10 protein-coding genes are annotated in these 18398 nt (G+C 67.5%); 5 read left to right on the forward strand and 5 right to left on the reverse strand.

Annotation, left to right across the window (positions count from 1 at the left end; translation table 11 throughout):
- Positions 1 to 164 precede the first annotated feature (164 nt).
- The 4 genes from VJ673_RS07600 (at position 165) to VJ673_RS07615 (ending at position 4446) form a co-directional block, all read left to right on the forward strand.
- On the forward strand, positions 165 to 1094 hold the full coding sequence (locus VJ673_RS07600; protein WP_324125457.1) for an SdiA-regulated domain-containing protein: 930 nt from the start codon (positions 165 to 167) through the stop codon (positions 1092 to 1094).
- A gap of 87 nt (positions 1095 to 1181) precedes the next feature.
- Positions 1182 to 1439 carry a hypothetical protein gene (locus VJ673_RS07605; RefSeq protein ID WP_324125458.1) on the forward strand — a complete coding sequence of 86 codons (258 nt, stop codon included), beginning with the start codon at positions 1182 to 1184 and terminating at the stop codon, positions 1437 to 1439.
- Positions 1418 to 2656: a calcium-binding protein gene (locus tag VJ673_RS07610; RefSeq protein WP_324125459.1), complete on the forward strand. Its 1239-nt coding sequence runs from the start codon at positions 1418 to 1420 to the stop codon at positions 2654 to 2656. The genes VJ673_RS07605 and VJ673_RS07610 overlap by 22 nt, the downstream gene beginning before the upstream one ends.
- Positions 2657 to 2829: 173 nt before the next feature.
- On the forward strand, positions 2830 to 4446 hold the full coding sequence (locus VJ673_RS07615) for a calcium-binding protein (protein ID WP_324125460.1): 1617 nt from the start codon (positions 2830 to 2832) through the stop codon (positions 4444 to 4446).
- 6 nt (positions 4447 to 4452) lie between these two features.
- Here the strand turns inward: VJ673_RS07615 and VJ673_RS07620 are convergent, their stop codons facing one another.
- The 5 genes from VJ673_RS07620 to VJ673_RS07640 are packed head-to-tail and all read right to left on the reverse strand — an operon-like array spanning position 4453 to position 10475.
- Complete coding sequence (locus VJ673_RS07620; protein WP_324125461.1) at positions 4453 to 6426, reverse strand: ABC transporter ATP-binding protein; 1974 nt, start codon at positions 6424 to 6426, stop codon at positions 4453 to 4455.
- A 12-nt stretch (positions 6427 to 6438) separates the two neighbouring features.
- The gene (locus tag VJ673_RS07625) at positions 6439 to 7320 is read right to left on the reverse strand and encodes an ABC transporter permease subunit (protein ID WP_324125462.1); all 882 of its coding nucleotides are present in this window, start codon (positions 7318 to 7320) and stop codon (positions 6439 to 6441) included.
- Positions 7317 to 8249, reverse strand: coding sequence for an ABC transporter permease (locus VJ673_RS07630; protein WP_324125463.1), 933 nt, complete (start codon positions 8247 to 8249; stop codon positions 7317 to 7319). Before VJ673_RS07630 ends, VJ673_RS07625 begins: the two co-directional genes overlap by 4 nt.
- Positions 8246 to 9349, reverse strand: coding sequence for an ABC transporter ATP-binding protein (locus tag VJ673_RS07635; RefSeq protein WP_324125464.1), 1104 nt, complete (start codon positions 9347 to 9349; stop codon positions 8246 to 8248). Before VJ673_RS07635 ends, VJ673_RS07630 begins: the two co-directional genes overlap by 4 nt.
- A 34-nt stretch (positions 9350 to 9383) precedes the next feature.
- Positions 9384 to 10475 (reverse strand): polyamine ABC transporter substrate-binding protein, encoded by a 1092-nt coding sequence (locus VJ673_RS07640; RefSeq protein WP_324125465.1) that lies wholly within the window; start codon positions 10473 to 10475, stop codon positions 9384 to 9386.
- A 277-nt stretch (positions 10476 to 10752) separates the two neighbouring features.
- Here VJ673_RS07640 and VJ673_RS07645 point away from each other — a divergent pair, with 277 nt between their 5' ends.
- Positions 10753 to 18396, forward strand: coding sequence for an SDR family NAD(P)-dependent oxidoreductase (locus tag VJ673_RS07645; RefSeq protein WP_324125466.1), 7644 nt, complete (start codon positions 10753 to 10755; stop codon positions 18394 to 18396).
- Positions 18397 to 18398: the final 2 nt, after the last annotated feature.

Raw genomic sequence — 18398 nt, forward strand, 5'->3', positions numbered from 1 at the left:
TCGCCGATTTCGCCCCCCACTCGGAACACTAGCGCCACGACGCGACAATCGGCGTCGCTGGCTCACTTATTGCGGTCGTCGCAACTTCCGTTGTCGACAAGCAATTGAAACATTGCACTGCGATAGTGGAGATTGCGCATGTCACGACGCACGAGGGCAGAACGATGACTCCAGCTTCCCGAATTCTCTCATTCCCCCGCCCCGGCTGGTGGGCGGGAATCCTGCTTGCCGTCGCGCTCGTGCTCGCTGCCCCCGGCTATGTGGGACGCATGGTCGATCGGGCATTCGCCTACGCCATCAGCGCGCTGCAGCCGAAAAGCACCGAGCGCGCCCAAGCCTCGCTGCCCGATTATCGCGTGCGTGTCGAAGCGCGACCGCTCGACGGCATCGCCGGCCGGCTCTCCGGCCTCGCCTGGGATGCTGGTCGCAGCCGCTTGTGGGCGGTCGCCGATGCCCCCGCGGAATTGCTCGCGCTGAGCGCCGACGGCGAAATCCTGTCGCGCCATCCGCTCGAGGGATTCGACGGCGTCTCCGGCATCGCCTCGCTCGGCGACGGCCGCCTGCTGCTCGTCGAAAAAGGCCGCCACACCCTGGTCGTGATGCCCGCGCCGCAGTCGCCCGACGAGGTCCTGAGCCGCCGCGGCCGCCAGGCGCTGCGACTCGAACTCCCGAACAGCGACCAGACCATTGAAGGCATCGGTTACGACCGCGCAGGCGACCGCCTGTTCGTCGTGCAGGGACATGCGCCGAGCCGCCTCCATGAAGTCCGCGGCCTGCGCGCCGGTCTCGAAGGCCGCGCCGCGGTGCAGCTCATCGACCGCGCCGCGTGGATCGGCGACAAGTTCGTCGCGCGCGACTTCGCTGCCGTGAAGTACGACGCACGCACGGGCCACATCCTGCTGCTCAGCGATGCTTCGCGCCTGATCCTCGAACTCGACGACCAGGGCCGCTTCGTCGCCTACCAGCCGCTCGCGGCAGGGTTCTCCGGGCTGCACGAGACCATCCCTCATGCCGTCGCGATGAGCATGGATGACGAACGCAATCTCTACGTCGCGAGCACCGCCAACCGCTTCCACGCCTTCGAGCCCGACTGAGACCGACCAAGCCCGCTGAGGGCAGCCTCCGGTAGCGCAACGCCGGCAAGCCCAGTAGCATGCGCCCCGAACACACCGGGAATGGGCATGGTCCGCGAAATCGAACTGAATCTCGTCAAGTACGCCCCCGACGTCGATGACGTCTGGGCCGACATCCTGCGCGTGAATTACCCGCGCCTGCACCTCACCGCCCGCCCCAGCTCGCCGTGGAAGGTGCATGAAGTCGTCGCCACGCGAGCGCGCATCCTCGACTCGGGCGAGCTCGAACTCTTCGCCAATACCGACTCCGGCGAAGCCGTCACGCTGCGCATTCCGGCGCGCGAATGGGGCTGGCGGGGACGCTGATCCTGCCCCTTATCAACATCCGCACCGCCGACCTCGACATCTCGAACCTGACCCTGCGCGAAGCCGACTATGGCAACGACCAGGCCGCACAGGTGCTGTTCGGCTCGACGACCATCAATGTCAGCACTGGCGCGCTGGGCGGCAAACTGACCTCGCTGGTCCTCGCGTGGCACAACGACAACCCCGCGACGCCGGGCGACGAGTGGCTGTGCGTCAAGCTCAACGGCAGCGTCGCCGTGACCGGGAGCGTCGATGACGGCTTGACCGGACTCACCGGCCAGGTCACCTCCTTCGAATGGGGCACGCTCACCGAGAGCAATCACAGCATCCAGAGCTACAGCCCGGCGCGCGTCATCAGCGGCGTCAAGATCGACGCCTCGCACCTCGTCGACAACCTCGAAAGCTCAGGCTTCGACACCTTGATGGCGGGCCTCTACTCCGGCAACGACAAGATCGACGGCACCGCGGGCATCGACTACCTCGACGCCTCGACCGGCAACGACAAGGTCTACGGCGAAGCAGGCGACGACACCATCATCGGCGGCGTCGGCAACGATCAGCTCTTCGGCGGGGCGGGCGACGATCACATCTTCGGCGGCGCCGGCAACGACAAGATCGTCGATGATTCCGGCAACAACGAAATCTGGGACACCGAAGGCAACGCCAGCATCGTCAGCGGCGTGGGCGACGACTTCATCACCACCGGCGCGGGCAACGACAAGGTCGTCGCGGGCGAAGGCTTCAACGACATCGACACCGGACTCGGCAACGACAACATCGTCACGGGCGGCGGCGACGACTTGATCTGGGCCGGAGCAGGCAACGACAAGATCGTCGCCGGCGCGGGTAACGACTGGATCGTCTCGGGCGACGGCGCAGACAAGATCGTTGCCGGCCTCGGTGACGATGTCTTCGTGTTCGACAACGTCGCGGTCGGCGGCATGGACAACATCGCCGACTTCAACGCCGCCGAAGACCTCCTCGCCTTCGACACCGACGTCTTCACCTCGCTTGCCGGCGGCTTCATCGCCGATAACCTCGTGCTCGGCAAGGTCGCGGCGGACGCCAACGACTTCCTGATCCTCGACGGCGGCAAGCTCTTCTACGATGCCGACGGCAACGGCGCGGGGGCGGCCGTGCAGATCGCGAACCTCAAGGGCGTGCTCACCGGTATCGGCGCCGCGAACTTCGCGGACATGGATTCGCTGCTCGTCTGATCGACGTCACGCACTGACAGTCAGGGCTGCCTGCGGGCAGCCCTTTTTAATTGCCCGTTGACTTTCATCAATCATAGGCGAATTGGGCATTAGCAAACGCTAACACGCGGTCTGCGCTTTCTATACTTTTAGTGACACAGATACGTTCTTTCATTATTCCTGGGGAGCGGATCATGACCACTTTCACCAATCTGAATACCACTGCCGCGACGCTCGATCCGGGCTTCAGCTACGCGGCGTACACGGCGCAGATCGACGCCGCCGAAACCTCGCTCTCGCATGCCGCTGACACGCTTATGTTCGTGCCGCCGATTTCGGAGACCGGCGACAGCACTTCGATGCATGCCCTCTGGGGCGACGGCACCACCCTGGATGCCGGCGTCTCGTCGGTCGGCAGCACTTCGGCAACGCTCAATGAAATCGAACTCACGGCCCCTGACGGCGCCGCCCTCGATGCAAAAGGCAGCCTCAAGATCTCGCTGACCTCGGCCGGTGATGTCCAGCTGTCGAATATTTCGCTGCGCGAGGTCGGCATCGACAACGACCAGGCGGCGCAAATCCTGTTCGGCTCAGGCAAGATCGACATCAACACCGGGGCACTCAGCGGAAAACTTTCGTCGCTGGTGCTCGGCTGGCACAACGACAACCCTGCCACACCGGGCGACGAATGGCTGTACGTCAAGCTCAACGGCCGCATCGCCGTGACCGGGAACCTCGATAACGAACTCGGCGCACTGAGCGGCAAGGTCACGTCCTTCGAATGGGGCACGCTGACCGCGAGCGACAGCGGCATCCAGAGCTACAGCCCGGTTCGCGCAGTCAGCGGCGTCAAGATCGACGCCTCGCACCTCATCGACAACCTCGAGACCTCGGGCTTCGACTCGCTGATGGCCGGTCTCTATGCCACCAGCGACAAGATCGACGGCACGGCGGGCGACGACTACCTCGACGCCTCGACCGGCAACGACAAGGTCTGGGGTGAAGAAGGCAACGACACGCTGATCGGCGGACTCGGCAATGACCAGCTCTTCGGCGGCGCGGGCGACGACGAGATCAGCGGCGGCGCCGGCAACGACAAGATCGTCGATGACGGCGGCAACAACCGGATCGACGACACCGAAGGCAACGCCAACATCGTGACGGGCGCGGGCGACGACCGGATCACGACGGGAGCCGGCAACGACAAGATCGTCGCGGGCGACGGCAACAACGACATCAACGCGGGTGAAGGCAACAACAAGGTCACGACCAGCACGGGCAACGACGACATCACGACCGGCGCGGGCAATGACAAGATCGTCGCGGGCGAAGGCAACAATGAGGTCGTCGCAGGCGTCGGCAACGACAACATCCTCACAGGTGGCGGCATCGACTCCATCTGGGCCGGCGGCGGCAACGACAAGATCGTCGCCGGGGCCGGCGATGACTGGATCGTCGGCGGCGACGGCGCCGACAAGATCACCGGCGGGCTGGGTCACGACACTTTCGTGTTCGACAACGTCGGGGTCGGCGGCATCGACAACGTCGCCGACTTCAACGCGGCCGACGACATCCTCGCATTCGACACGGACGTCTACACCTCGCTCGCGGGCGGCATTACCGCCGACAACCTCGTGCTCGGCAAAGTCGCGCTGGACGCCAACGACTTCCTGATCCTCGACGGCAGCAAGCTCTTCTACGACGCTGACGGCAACGGCGCCGGCGCGGCGGTGCAGATCGCGAACCTGAAGGGCGTGCTGACCGGCATCAGTGCCACGAACTTCGCCGACATGGATTCGCTGCTCATCTGATCCAGACTACGCGCGCTCATCGGGGGCAGCCTGCGGGCTGCCCTCTCTGTTGCGTCGCCGATCCGGCTGGTGACGCCGATCGCCCCCTTTCGCGCCCTCCTGCGCCGCCAGCATCTCGCGGAACAGCACGGACGATTGCGCGAGTTCCCATGCCGTGCCGACGGCGACGACCCGACCGGCCTGCATCAGGATCACGGCGTCGAAGCGGTCGAGCAGATGCAGGCGATGCACCGACGACACCAGCGTCGCACCGGCGAAATGCTCGAACAGCCCCCCGTAGACGCGTGCCTCGGTCTCGGGGTCCAGCGCACTGGTCGGCTCGTCGAACAAGACCAGCGAGCAATCGTCCGCCGCGAGCACGCCGCGCGCGAGCGCGAGCCGCTGACGCTGACCGCCCGACCAGTTCGCGCCGCCTTCCACCACGCGCGTTGCGAGCCCGCTGCGCAGGTCCTCGACCAGCTCGCCGGCGCAGGCCGCCTGCAGCGCGCCGGCAATGTGCTCCGCGGACACATCGGCGCCGAGCAGCAGGTTCTCCGCCAGCGTGCCGTCGAACATCTCGGCCTGCTGCGGGATCAGGGTCGCGATGCCGCGCAGCATCGCCGCCGGGTCCGGCTCGGGCCGGCCGTCGAAACTCACCTCTCCGGCCTGCGGACAATCCAACCCGGCGAGCAGGCGCAGCAGCGTGCTCTTCCCCGCACCGCTCGGCCCGACCAGCGCGTAGTGGCGACCGCGTTCGAGCTCCAGCCGCTCGATGTCGATCACCCCGCCAGGCCGCGCCCCGCACGCCTCGTGCGCCCCGGCATGCGAAAAGCGCAGATCGGCGAGCGCCAACCGCTGCCACGGATCGCGGTCGGCCAGATGCAGCATCGGCTCAGCAGCGACGGGCGCCGAAAACATCGGCTCGCCGGCCGCATAGTCCGCCCGCTGGCGCGCGAGCGACTGGAAGTGAGACGCGATCGCCGTGATCACGCCGCCCGCCTGCTGCGCGTACTCATACACCATGAAGACCTTGCCCAGGGCGATCCCGGTCGCGACGCCGGCCGCCGCCGCGCCGCCGATCGCCCCCGCGGCCTGCGCCGCATAGACGGTCACGAGCACGCACCACAGCAGGCTCGCGAGCAGATCGACCGAGCACCACTTCGCCTCGTTGAGGACGATGCTGCGCTTCAAGGGGCCCGCCATCTGTGCGAGGCGCGCGGCGATCAGCCTGGCGACGCCCTCCCCGCGGCGCAGCGCGAGCACCGACAACACGTTGCCGAGCACATCAACCAGCGTCGCCGTATAGGCCCGCTCGGCGCGGTTGGTGTCGACGGCGATGCGCATCATCACATGATCGAAGCGCGTGATCAGGAAGGCGATCAGCCCGTAGCCCACCACCGCGACGCTGCCGACGAGCGGCGAGATCAGCCACAGCGCGACCACCGGCCCGATCAGCTGCACCGAGTTCTGCAGGTAGATGAACTGGTTCTGCGCGAAGTCGTAGAGCGCGCCGGTGCTTTGCTGCACGCGATGCGTGACCTCACCCGAATGACGACGCTCGTGCCATGCGAGCGGCGCCTGCAGCAGGCGCCGCACGAGGAGTTCAGACAACTGCTCGCGCACCCGCATCGCGACGTTGCGTTCGAGGATGCGCCCGGGGCCATGCAACAACCAAGTCGCGACGATCGACGCGAAGAGCAGCATCAGCCAGCGACCCGCTTCCGGCAGTGCACCGAGCCCGCCACCCTGGATCGCGTTGATCGCGCTGCCGGCAAGCCAGGGCACGGCGAGCTTGAACAGCTGCGACGCGAGCAGCAGCGCGAAGGCCCCGAAGATCAGCGGCCGCGCGCCCTCGGCATGGAGCCACAGCGCGCGGTACAGGGCCGGCAGGCTCACCGGCTGCTCGGCCGGTTCCGGGGGCGCAGCCGGTGTTGCGGACGAAGCGTCCATCACGACGCCCCGCGGCGCACGGTTCGGTTCTTGCGCAACGGCTTCGGCCATGCGGGATCCTTGTTACGGGCGACGATGTGTAAGCGGAAGTGTAACGGGAGATGCATGCTCCCGTCCCGCCGCCGCGCGGGCCGTTGCTGCCGCGCGGCGCGCTCGCGCCGACAGCATCACGCGATTTCCCACGACAACCGCAACCGACACGATCGCGACGATCACCGTCGCCAGCGCATTGATCTCCGGCTTCAGCCCGTGGTGCAGGCGCGCGAAGATCAGCACCGGCAAGGTCGTGCTTCCGGGGTTGGACAGCATCGCCGCGAGCACGAAGTCATCCATCGACAGCGTGAAGGACAGCAACCAGCCCGACACCAGCGCCGGCGCGATCACCGGCACCGTGATCACGAAGAACACCTTGAACGGCGGACAACCGAGATCGAGCGCCGCCTCCTCGAGCGCGCGGTCCATCTCGCGCAGGCGCGACTGCACGAGCACCGCGACGTAGGCGACGCACAGCGTCGTATGCGCCGCCCAGATCGCCCCGACGCCGCGCCCCCCCAGGAAGGACCAGCCCGGATGCGTGAAGAGCAGCACCAGCGACAGCCCGACCACCACTTCCGGCATTACCATCGGCGCCGTGATCACGCCGGCGAGAAAGCGGCTGCCGAAGTAAGGGCCGAAGCGCGACAGCACGACCGCCGCGGCCGTGCCGACGATCACCGCCGCCGACGCCGCGAGCGATCCGACGCGCAGCGACAGCAGCACCGCCGTCTGCAACTCGTCGTCCGCGGCGAGCTCCGCGTACCAGCGCAGCGACAGCCCGTCGAGCTGCGTCGTGATCTCACCGCCGGTGAAGGAGAACACGACAAGGCAGAAGATCGGCAGGTAGAGGAAGGCGAACACCGTCAGCAGCCAGCCCTTCGCCCCCCAACGCCCCGACTCGCCGCTCACGACCCGTTCTCCCGGCCGTGGCGGTGGAAAAGCATGATCGGCGCGATCAGCAGCAGCACCATGATGACTGCGACCGCGGCTGCCATCGGCCAGTCCTGGTTCGGCCCGAAGTCATCCCAGATCTTGCGACCGATCATCAACACATCACCGCCGCCGAGCAGATCCGGAATCACGAACTCGCCGACCGCGGGGATGAACACCAACATCGCGCCGGCGATGATGCCGCGACGCGACAGCGGCAAGGTGACCGACACGAAGGTCGTCCACGGTCGCGCGCCGAGATCGCCGGCCGCCTCCAGCAGGCGCACGTCGAGCTTCACGAGGTTCGCGTAGAGCGGCAGCACCATGAAGGGCAGATAGCTGTAGATCATCCCGACCAGCACCGCGCCGCTGTTATAGAGGAGCTGCAGCGGCGCGTCGATCAGCCCGAGCGCGAGCAGCGCGTGGTTGATCAGGCCGAGCTCGCTGCTGTCGAGCAGCACCATCCAGGCATAGACGCGCAGCAGGAACGAGGTCCAGAACGGCAGCATCACGAGCATCAGCAGGGTGTTCCGCGTCGGCTCGCGCGAGCGCGCGATGTGGTAGGCGAAGGGATAGCCGATCAGCAGGCAGCACACCGTCGTCAGGCCCGCCAGCAGTAGCGAGTTGCCGTAGGCCTGCAGGTATTGCAGCTCGCCGCCCTCCTCGCCCAGCCCCCGGATCTCATCACCCAGGCGGCGGTAGCTCGCAAGATCCGGGCGAAATTGCGGCAGTGCGCTCCCCGGCTCGGCGTGCAGCGGCGAGACGTAGGGCGGCACAGCCAGCTCGGGCGTAGACAGGCTCACGTTCGCGATCAGCGCGAAGGGCAGCACGAAGAACGCCAGCATCCACACCCACGGCACGCAACCGATCCAGAAGCGGCCGCGCAGCAGGAAGAAGCGGCGTCTCATCGCAACAGCACCACTCCAGCCGCAGCCGGCCACGCAAGCCACAGGCTGTCGCCCCAGGTCGGCGCCGAGGCCTCACCCCACTGCAGCGAGGGCGCGCTCGCGAGCACGATCCGACCGCCCGGCAGCCGCAGGTGATACACCGAATGGCTGCCGAGATAGGCGATGTCGGCGACCTCGCCTTGCGCGCGATTCCAGCCCGCGCGCCCATCCGGCTGGCCGCGGCTCAGCACGACGCGTTCGGGACGTACCGACACCCAGGCCGTCTCGCCGACGCTGCCCTCTCCCGGCGCGAGCGCGAGCGGCTCGGGGAAGTCGTCGCACACGAGCCCCGATTCGGTCACGCGGCCACGAAAGAGATTCGTGTCGCCGACAAATTCGGCGGTGAAACGGCAATTCGGACGCTCGTAGATCTCGTCGGGCGTGCCGACCTGCAGCAGGCGGCCTTCGGACATCACGCCGATGCGCGTCGCCATCGTCATCGCCTCTTCCTGATCGTGCGTGACCAGGATGCAGGTCACGCCGACGCGCTCGATCAGGCTCACGAGTTCCAGCTGCGTCTGCTGGCGAATCTTCTTGTCGAGTGCGGCGAGCGGCTCGTCGAGCAGCAGCAGCTTGGGCTGCTTCGCCAGGCTGCGTGCGAGCGCCACGCGCTGCTGCTGCCCACCGGACAACTCGTGCGGCTTGCGCCGGGCATAGCGCTGCATCTGCACGAGATCGAGCATCTCGGCGACGCGGGCGGAAACGTCGGCCCGCGACCAGCGCGGCCGTTCCTGGCGCAGACCGAAGGCGACGTTGGCCTCCACCGTCATGTGGGGAAAAAGCGCGTAGGACTGGAACATCATGTTCGTCGGCCGCAGATGCACGGGCACGGCACCGAGGTCCTGCCCATCGAGCACGATGCGGCCCGCCCCGGGCGTCTCGAGTCCGGCGAGCATGCGCAGCAAGGTCGTCTTGCCGCAACCGGAACTACCGAGCAGCGCAAAGATCTCGCGCTTGCGGATGTCGAGGGACACGTCGTCGACCGCCTGCGTCTCGTCGAAACGCTTGCTCACGCAATCGATGCGCAGGTATGCCGAATCCCCGTCCCGTTCTTCCGCCATCCGGATGCGCGCTCCCCCGAGCTCCCGCGATGATCTATTTTGACGTCTTGAAGCGGTTCAAGGCCAGCGTCATCTCGCGCTGCACCTCCTTCGTCAGCACCGGCTTGGGATGCAGGTGCGCCTTGACGTCGTCGGGCACGTTGATCGCCGGATTCCCGGTGATCTCCTTGGACATCAGCGGCAGCGCCGCGCGGTTCGCGCTGATGTAGAAGGTTTCGTTGGAGATGTCGGCGATCACCCTGGGATCCATCATCGCGTTGATCCACGCATGGGCGTTGACTACGTGGGACGCGTCTTTTGGAATCGCCATCACATCGACCGACATCATCGCCCCCTGCTCGGGGATCAGGTAGCGCACGTTGGCGCCCGTGTGCGACTCGGCCGCGCGTCGGGCCGCGATCAGCGCGTCGCCCGAGAACATCATCGCCACGCACACGCTCCCCTTCGCCATGAGCTCGATCGGCGACGAGTTGAACACGCGGATGTCCTTGCGCACCGGCAGGACGCGCTGCACCGCCGCGCGGATGTCGGCCGTGTCCATGCGCTTCGTGTCCTTGCCGGCGTAAAGCATCGCCGCCGGCACGAGGTCGCTCGCTTCGTCCATCACGGAAATGCCGCAATCGCGCAGGCGGGACGTCAGCGCCGGGTTGAAGAGCAGATCCCACGCGTTGTCCGGCAGCTTGCCGCCGAGCGCCTTCATGACCTTGTCGACGTTGATCGCGACACCGGTCGTGTACCACATGTAGGGCACGACGAAGCGGTTGCCCGGATCGGCCGCCTCGACCGCCTTCAGCAGGATCGGATCGATGTTCTTCAGGTTCGGCAGCTTCGCCTTGTCCAGCGGCTGGAAGATGCCCGCCTGGATCTGCCGCCCCGCGTACTCGACGCTGGGATAGACGACGTCGTAGCCGCTCGACCCGGTCAGCAGCTTCGCCTGCAACGTCGCGTTGCTGTCGTACAGGTCGTAGCGCACTCGGATCCCGTTCGTCTTCTCGAAGTTCGGGATGGTGTCGTGGGCGATGTAGTCGTTCCAGTTGTAGACGTTGAGAGAACCGGCACCTGCCGCACCGGCGCTCAGTGTCGCAAATCCGCAAACTGCCGCCAGAATTCTCCACACTCGCATCATCAGCCCTCCCGACATCGCCCGCCGCCTCACGAATCCGCGCCGTGCACGCTGTCAATACCCCGAAATGCGCTGCATTTGCTTCGACCGAGCCATGCGTACTCCATTCCCGAAATCGCACGATAGATCTTTTTGGAATTATTCCAAAGAGATCTATAAGGCGTGTACTTCACGTACCATATTTCGTGTATTTGTGTGTAAAGGAAGTAGTACTATTGCCCAAACATAGGCAGGCATCGGATAATTAATATTACTTAACAATTCCGAGAGCTGTACCAAATTGAGCGGCAACCCCAACAATGACAAAGGCACGCTCAAAGCTGTCGCAATTATCGGATTTGCGTTCCGTTTCCCCGGCGATCTGCAGCGAGAAGACGAGTTCTGGTCCGCCCTGATCGAGGGGAAGGATCTCGTGGGACGTATCGGGCCGGAGCGGTGGGCGACCGAGGTCCTCGAACATCCAAAGCGCTCGGAAGGCGGACGCAGCATCACCTTCTCTGCCGGCGTGCTGTCCCGGATCGATGAATTCGATGCCGGGTTTTTCGGCATTTCCCCGCGCGAAGCGGCGTGGCTCGACCCGCAGCAGCGGCTGCTGCTCGAGCTCGCTTGGGAGTCGATGGAGAATGCCGGCATCCCGCCCTCCCGCCTCGCGGGCACGGATTGCGCCGTCTATGTCGGCATTTCGGGCCTCGACTACGGCGTCGGCGCGCTGGACGACCTCCCCAGCCTGACCGCGCACACGATGACCGGCAACACGCTCAGCGTCGCCGCGAACCGGCTGTCCTACGTGTTCGACCTGCATGGCCCCTCGCTCGCCGTCGACACCGCATGCTCCTCGTCGCTCGTAGCGCTGCACCACGCCTGCAACGCGCTTCATGGGGGCGAGGCCTCGACCGCGCTCGTCGGCGGCGTCAATCTGCTGCTCCACCCCTACCCCTTCGTCGGCTTCACGAAGGCCTCGATGCTGTCGGCGCGCGGGCGCTGCCACACCTTTGATGCGTCCGGCGACGGCTACGTCCGCTCCGAGGGCGGCGCCGTGGTCCTGCTCAAGCCGCTGGATCGGGCGCTCGCGGACGGCGACACGATCCACGGCGTGATCCGCGGCACCGGCGTCAATGCCGACGGCGGCCGCAAGACGGGCCTCACGATCCCCAGCCGCGACGGCCAGGTCGAACTCATGCGCGCGGTGCTCGCGCGCTCCGGCCTTGCCGCGCACGAGGTCGACTACCTCGAGGCGCACGGCACGGGCACCGCGGTCGGCGACCCCATTGAAACCGCCGCCATCGGCGAAGTCTATGGCCGCACCCGCCCTGCCGGCGAGCCGCTGCCGATCGGTTCGGTCAAGGCCAACCTCGGGCACCTCGAACCGGCGTCGGGCATGGCCGGGCTCGTCAAGGCGCTGATGGTTCTCAAGCACCGCGAGCTGCCGCCGTCGATCCACCTGACGACTCCGAATCCGAAGATCGATTTTTCGGGGCTCAACCTCGACGTCGTGACCGCGCCGCGGCCCTGCCGGGACGAAGACAGGTCACGGCCGCTCGTCGTCGGCGTCAATTCCTTCGGCTTCGGCGGCGCCAATGCGCACGTGCTGCTGCAGGAATACCATAGCGCCACGGCGCAGGCGGAATCGCCGCGCCCGGCGACGCCGCTGTCGCCCCCGCTCTTCCTGTCGACCCGAACCAGCCCCGCCCTGCGGGAACTCGCCGGCCGCTACGCGGACGTCCTCGCCGCCGGCCCCGTCGACGCGTACTACGACCTCGCCCATACGGCAGCCTACCGCCGCGACCGCCTCGACAAGCGCCTCGCGCTGCCGGTGCAGGACCTCGCCGCGGCGCAGATCGCGCTACGCGAATTCGCCGACGGCAAGACACCCGCCGGACTGGTTCAGGAAGAAGCGCTGCCGCACGAGGGCGGGATGGCCTTCGTCTACTCCGGCAACGGCTCGCAGTGGGCAGGCATGGGGCAGAAGCTGCTCGCCGAATCGCCGCGCTTCCGCGAGCTGATCGCCGAACTCGAAGCCCCGATCCGCGAACGGACGGGCTTTTCGCTGCTAGCCGAACTCGGTGCCGACACCGCCGCCGCGCGCCTCGACGACACTGCGGTCGCGCAGCCGCTCCTCTTCGCCGTCCAGGTCGCCGTCACGACGATGCTGCGCGAACAAGGCATCCGCCCGCTCGCCGTCACCGGCCACAGCGTCGGCGAAGTCGCTGCGGCCTGGGCGTGCGGCGCGCTCGACCTTGACCAGGCCATCCGCGTGATCTGCGCGCGCAGTGCTGCACAGGCGCTCACCCGCGGCACTGGCCGCATGGCGGCCGTGGCCCTGTCCGAAGCGGCGGTGCGCGATGCGCTCGCCGAGCTCGGCGAACCGGACATCGAGATCGCCGGCCTCAACAGCCCCGGCAACGTCACGCTGTCGGGCCCGCTCGCCAGCCTCGAGAAGCTCGGCGAGGCACTCGGCCGTCGCAACGTCTTCTTCCGCCTGCTCGACCTCGACTACGCCTTCCACAGCCGCTGCATGGACCCCATCGAGGACATGCTCGTCGCGTCGCTCGACGGACTGGCACCGACCGCCGCCGCGGACTGCGAATATGTCTCCACCGTCACCGGCGCGGTTCTCCACGGCAGCACGCTCGGCGCACGCTACTGGTGGGACAACGTCCGCCAGCCAGTGCGCTTCGGCGAAGGCATCGGCGCGCTGATCGACCGCGGCTGCCGCTACTTCGTCGAAATCGGCCCGCACGCAATCCTGCAACGCTACATCACCGAATGCCTCGCCGCGAAGGACGTCCAGGGACGCGTCCTGCCGTCCCTGCGGCGTGACGACGACGCACTCCAGCGGCTGGACGAACTCGCGCTCCGCCTGCACCTGACGGGCCGCACGGATTTGACGGCGCTCTTCCCGACCGCCGGCCGCCACATACAGGCCCCGAACTACCCGTGGCAGCGCGAGCGCCACTGGCGCCCGGACACCGCCGAAGGCTACCGGCTGATCCACCGCCATCGCACGCACCCGCTGCTCGGCTGGCGCCTCAAGGACGCCGCCGCCTCGTGGGAAAACGTGCTCGACCCGCGCACCCAACCCTGGCTCGCGGACCACAAGGTCGGCGGCGCCACGGTCCTGCCCGGCGCAGCCTTCGTCGAACTCGCCCTCGCCGCCGCCTCCGAGGTCTTCCCCGCCGTACAACTCGACCTCGAAGAGCTCGACATCATCGCGCCGATCGTGTTCGACGGCGACCACGGACGCAGCGTGCGCATCGAGCTGAACCCGCGCGACGGAGGCTTCCAGATCCGCAGCCGGCAGCGGCTCAGCGATGACGAATGGACCTTGAACGCCGCTGGCCGCTTGCGCGAAGCAACGGTCACCGGCGAGCTCACACCGCCTCCGGCCAACCGCGCGGCAGCGACGGACCGTCTCGACGGCGCGACCCATTACCGGCTCGCCGGCCTGCTCGGACTCGACTACGGCGGCGAATTCCGCACGCTGTCGCACGCCGAGGTGCTCGGCGACATCCTCGAAGGGACCCTGCAAGCGGCCGCGGACGACGACGAAGCCCAGGCCGGCTTCATCCTCCACCCCGGCGCACTCGACGTCTGCTTCCAGTCCCTGTTGGGCTTCTTCCGCGCCGACATCGAAGCCGGCCGCGGCCTGCCGCTCCTGCCGGTGCGGGTCGGGCGCCTGCGTCATTTCAGGCGCGCCGCCGTCGCCAGCTTCCGCGTACGCCTGCTGCGCCGCAGCCCGCGTTCCGTGCTCGCGGCCTTCGAGCTCTTCGCGCGCGACGGCGGCCTGGTCGCGACGCTGGAAGGCTGCCGTTTCCGCGCCGCGTCGGTACGCCAGCACCACGAAGCCGAACCGGCGCGCTGGGAAATCGTCCCCCGCCTGCTCGCCGCGCCCGGCCCCGCAGCCACTGTGCCGCTGCCCGCGACGCACGAGCTCGCGCGGCAATTGCGCGCCTGGTTCACCGCACAGGAAACGCAGCTCGACCGCCAATCGTATTTCCGCGAACTGCAGCCGCTGTGCGACGCGCTCGTCATCGCCTTCGCCTATGAAGCCTTCCGCGATCTGCTCGCGAACCGTGGAGAATGGCTGCAGCAGGCGCTGACGAACCCCGACGCGGTGGCGCCGGCCGGCCGCGCCTACTTCGCGTGGCTCAAGTCCAATCTTCAGGTCGAAGGCCTGCTGGTCGAAGACGGCGGCACCTGGCGACTCACAGACAGCGACCTCCCGCTTCCCGCGGACATCTGGCGCACCCTGCTGCGGGACTACCCGACCAGCCTGCCCGAACTCGTCCTCATCGGCCGCATCGGCCCGCAGCTCGGCGCGATCCTCACCGGCGAAGCCGACGCGGTTGCGCTGCTACAGGATCTCCGTAACAGTCATCAGGCTGAAACGCTATACGAAGACAATCCTGCCTACCTCGGCAGCCGGCTTGCGGTACGGCGCGTCGTCGAGCAGGCCGCGGCCGGCTGGCCCGCCACGAGACGACTGCGCATCCTCGAAATCGCCGCCGAGAGCAGCGACCTGCCTCTGCAACTCGCCCATGCGTTCCCGAGCGACCGTGTCGACTACGTGCTTGCCCACCATGACCCGCGCGTCTGCGATCACCTGCGCGCCGAATACCGCGATCACCCGTTCGTGAGCGTCGCCGAGCTCGATCCGGCAGAGACGGCCTTCGTCGACGAAAAGGGTCTTCCAGGGCAATTCGACATCGTCATCCGGCGTCACAGCCTGCACCGCGCGGTCAATCCTCAGGCCGCGCTCGGCTGGACGCAGCGCCTGCTAAACCCCGGCGGCCTGCTGCTCGTCGCCGAACGTCACAGCGACCTCTCCGCCGTCTTCTGGAACGGCATCGACACCGCCTTCTGGCGCGAAGGCGCCAACGACGCCCAGCCCTTCCCGCAACTGCTGCCCGCGGAAACCTGGGCCGGCGCGCTGTCGGCGCAAGGCTTTGCCGACATCGAAAGCTTCGTGGAGCCGGCGGCCGAAGGCCTCGCGAGCGGCGCCTACCTGGTCCTGGCGAAACGCGGGGACTCGGGGCTCTCCCAAACCGCCGCCCCCCCGGCCAACTGGTTGCTGCTCGCCGGCGCCAGCACCGAATCGCAAGCGCTCGCCGAGGGGCTCTCGGCGCAGCTCAACGCCCACAGCCAGCACGTGGTCGTGATGTCCGCGGCCGCGCCGAAATCGCGCGCAGCCGTCGAACACCTATTACGCCAGGCCGGCCGCCAGTTCGGCGACATCCACCACGTCGTCGATCTCGCCGGACTAAGCGGCGCCGACGCAGCAGCTTCGATCGACAACCTGCTCGAACGCACCCATTGCGCCGAGACCCTCGATCTGCTGCTCGCGATCGAAGCCGCCGGCATCGGCCAGTCCCGCCTGTGGATCCTGACCTCGGGCGGCATTCCGGTGGACGGCATCAACGACGCGTCCGGCCTCGACCCGACGCAATCCGCGTTGTGGGGCCTCGGGCGGGTGATCATGAACGAGCACCCCGCGCTCAACTGCACGCTCATTGACGTCTCCGGCGACCTTCCGGGCGCCGCGGCAACCGAGGCCCTCGTCAACGAACTTCTGCACCCCGACGGCGAGCGCGAAATCGCCCTCACGCCGCGCGGCCGCTTCGGCCTGCGCATGCAGCGCGCCGCCGCTTCCGAAGCGGCGCAGGAAGCGTCGGAAGAATCGCGCTTCCGCCTCGACTTCCACGTCCCAGGACAGCTGCGCAACCTCGTCTGGCTGCCCAATCCGGAACGCGCGCTGGGCGAAGGCGAGATTGAAGTGCGTCCGCTCGCGACCGGCCTCAACTTCCGTGACGTCATGTACCTGATGGGCCTGCTGCCCGACGAGGCCGTGGAGAACGGCTTTGCCGGCGCGAGCCTGGGCCTGGAGTTCTCCGGTGTCGTCACGCGCATCGGCCAGGGCGTGGGCGAGCTGAAAGTGGGCGACGCCGTCCTCGGTTCGGGCCCGGCCTGCTTCGCGAGCCACGTCATCACCAAGGCGAGCGCCGTCACCCTCAAGCCGGAAGAGTGGTCGCACGAAGCCGCCGCGACGGTCCCGACCGTGTTCCTGACCGTCTACTACGCGCTCAAGCAGCTCGCCGCCCTCGAACCGGGCGAGCGCGTGCTGATCCACGGCGCGGCCGGCGGTGTCGGCATCGCCGCCGTGCAGCTCGCCCGCCACCTCGGCGCCGAAGTCTTCGCCACCGCGGGCAGCAACGAGAAGCGCGAATTCGTACGCCTGCTGGGCGCTGACCACGTCTACGACTCGCGCAGCCTCGCGTTCGCGGACCAGATCCTCGAACAGACCAGCGGCGAAGGCGTCGATGTCGTCCTCAACTCTCTTGCTGGCGAAGCCATCCGCCGCAACCTGCAGGTCCTCAAGCCCTTCGGCCGCTTCCTCGAGATTGGCAAGCGCGACTTCTTCGAGAACACGCCGATCGGCCTGCGTCCCTTCAAGGACAACATCAGCTATTTCGGCATCGATGCCGACCAGCTGCAGATCGGCCGTCCCGAACTCGCGCGGCGCCTCTTCGCCGAAGTCATGGAGCTGTTCCGCGACGGCGCGCTGTCCCCGCTGCCCTTCCGCGCCTTCCCGGCCGAACGCGTCGTCGACGCCTTCCGCTACATGCAGCAGGCGCGGCAGATCGGCAAGGTGGTCGTGACGTTCGAAAACGCCCGCGTCGAAGTGGAAGGACCGCCGGTCAAGCGGCCGCACCTGTCCTTCGCGAAGAACGCCACCTACCTCGTCACCGGGGGCCTCACTGGCTTCGGTCTCGAAACGGCACGCTGGCTCGCCGAGCGCGGCGCCGGCAGCATCGTCCTGCTCGGCCGACGCGGGACCGACACCCCGGGCGCGCCGGAAATCGCCGCGGAGTTCGAGCGCCGCGGCACACGCGTCACGATCCTCGCCTGCGACGTCGCCGACCGCAGCTCGGTCCAGGCCGTGCTCGCGCGCATCCGCCCCGAACTGCCGCCGCTGCGTGGCGTGCTGCATGCCGCGATGGTCATCGACGACGCGCTGCTCGCGAACCTCGACGGCGAGCGCATGCGCACCGTCCTCGCGCCCAAGGTGCTCGGCGCGTGGAACCTGCACGAGCTCACGCGCGACACCCCGCTCGACCACTTCATCCTCTACTCGTCGGTGACAACCTTCATCGGCAATCCCGGCCAGGGCAACTACGTCGCCGCCAACACCTATCTCGAAGGCCTGACGGCGCTGCGTCGCGCGATGGGCCTGCCGGCCACTTGCATCGGCTGGGGGCCGATCGCGGACGCGGGCTACCTCACGCGCAACGAAACCGTGAAGGAAAGCCTCACCCACCGGCTCGGCGCCGAAGCGCTCACCACCACCAAGGCGCTCGCGATGCTCGAACGGGCACTGCAGACCGAAGCGGCGACGATCGCGGTCGCGGACTTCGACTGGAGCATGCTCGCCCGCCTCCTCCCGTCTGCCCAGACCGCCCGCTTCGCGCCGCTGCAGCGCGAATTCGCCGGCGAACAGAACCTCGGGGCGGACGGCGGCGACTTCCAGGCCCTGATCGCCGGGAAGTCCGCCGATGAAATCCACGAGCTCGTCCGCGCCCTCGTGCTGCAGGAAGTCGCGCAGATCCTGTCGATCAGCCCCGAACGCATCGACGGGGCACAGTCCTTGCGAGATCTCGGCATGGATTCGCTGATGGCCGTCGAGCTGGCCCTCGGGCTGGAAAAGCGCTTCGGCGTTCAGCTTCCCGCCATGCTGCTCAACGAGGGTCCCACGATCGATCGCGTCGCTTCGCGCATCGTCGAACGGGTGCTCGGAAACGGTGCGGATGCACCGGAAAGGGGCGACGCGCTCACCGATCTGGTGACCGGCATGGCGGCGCAACACGGCGAATCCATCTCCGCCGAACAGGTCGCGCAGACCATTGCCGACGTCAGAAAGGAGCTTTGATT

The sequence above is a fragment of the Aromatoleum sp. genome (assembly GCF_035254505.1).
Classification (GTDB): Bacteria; Pseudomonadota; Gammaproteobacteria; order Burkholderiales; family Rhodocyclaceae; genus Aromatoleum.

Bases quoted from the DNA above. Each gene is read 5' to 3' on its own strand.
- VJ673_RS07605 (WP_324125458.1), top strand. From the start codon at position 1,182: ATGGTCCGCGAAATCGAACTGAATCTCGTCAAGTACGCCCCCGACGTC.
- VJ673_RS07635 (WP_324125464.1), bottom strand. From the start codon at position 9,349: ATGGCGGAAGAACGGGACGGGGATTCGGCATACCTGCGCATCGATTGC.
- VJ673_RS07615 (WP_324125460.1), top strand. From the start codon at position 2,830: ATGACCACTTTCACCAATCTGAATACCACTGCCGCGACGCTCGATCCG.
- VJ673_RS07620 (WP_324125461.1), bottom strand. From the start codon at position 6,426: ATGGCCGAAGCCGTTGCGCAAGAACCGAACCGTGCGCCGCGGGGCGTC.
- VJ673_RS07630 (WP_324125463.1), bottom strand. From the start codon at position 8,249: ATGAGACGCCGCTTCTTCCTGCTGCGCGGCCGCTTCTGGATCGGTTGC.
- VJ673_RS07610 (WP_324125459.1), top strand. From the start codon at position 1,418: ATGGGGCTGGCGGGGACGCTGATCCTGCCCCTTATCAACATCCGCACC.
- VJ673_RS07640 (WP_324125465.1), bottom strand. From the start codon at position 10,475: ATGATGCGAGTGTGGAGAATTCTGGCGGCAGTTTGCGGATTTGCGACA.
- VJ673_RS07600 (WP_324125457.1), top strand. From the start codon at position 165: ATGACTCCAGCTTCCCGAATTCTCTCATTCCCCCGCCCCGGCTGGTGG.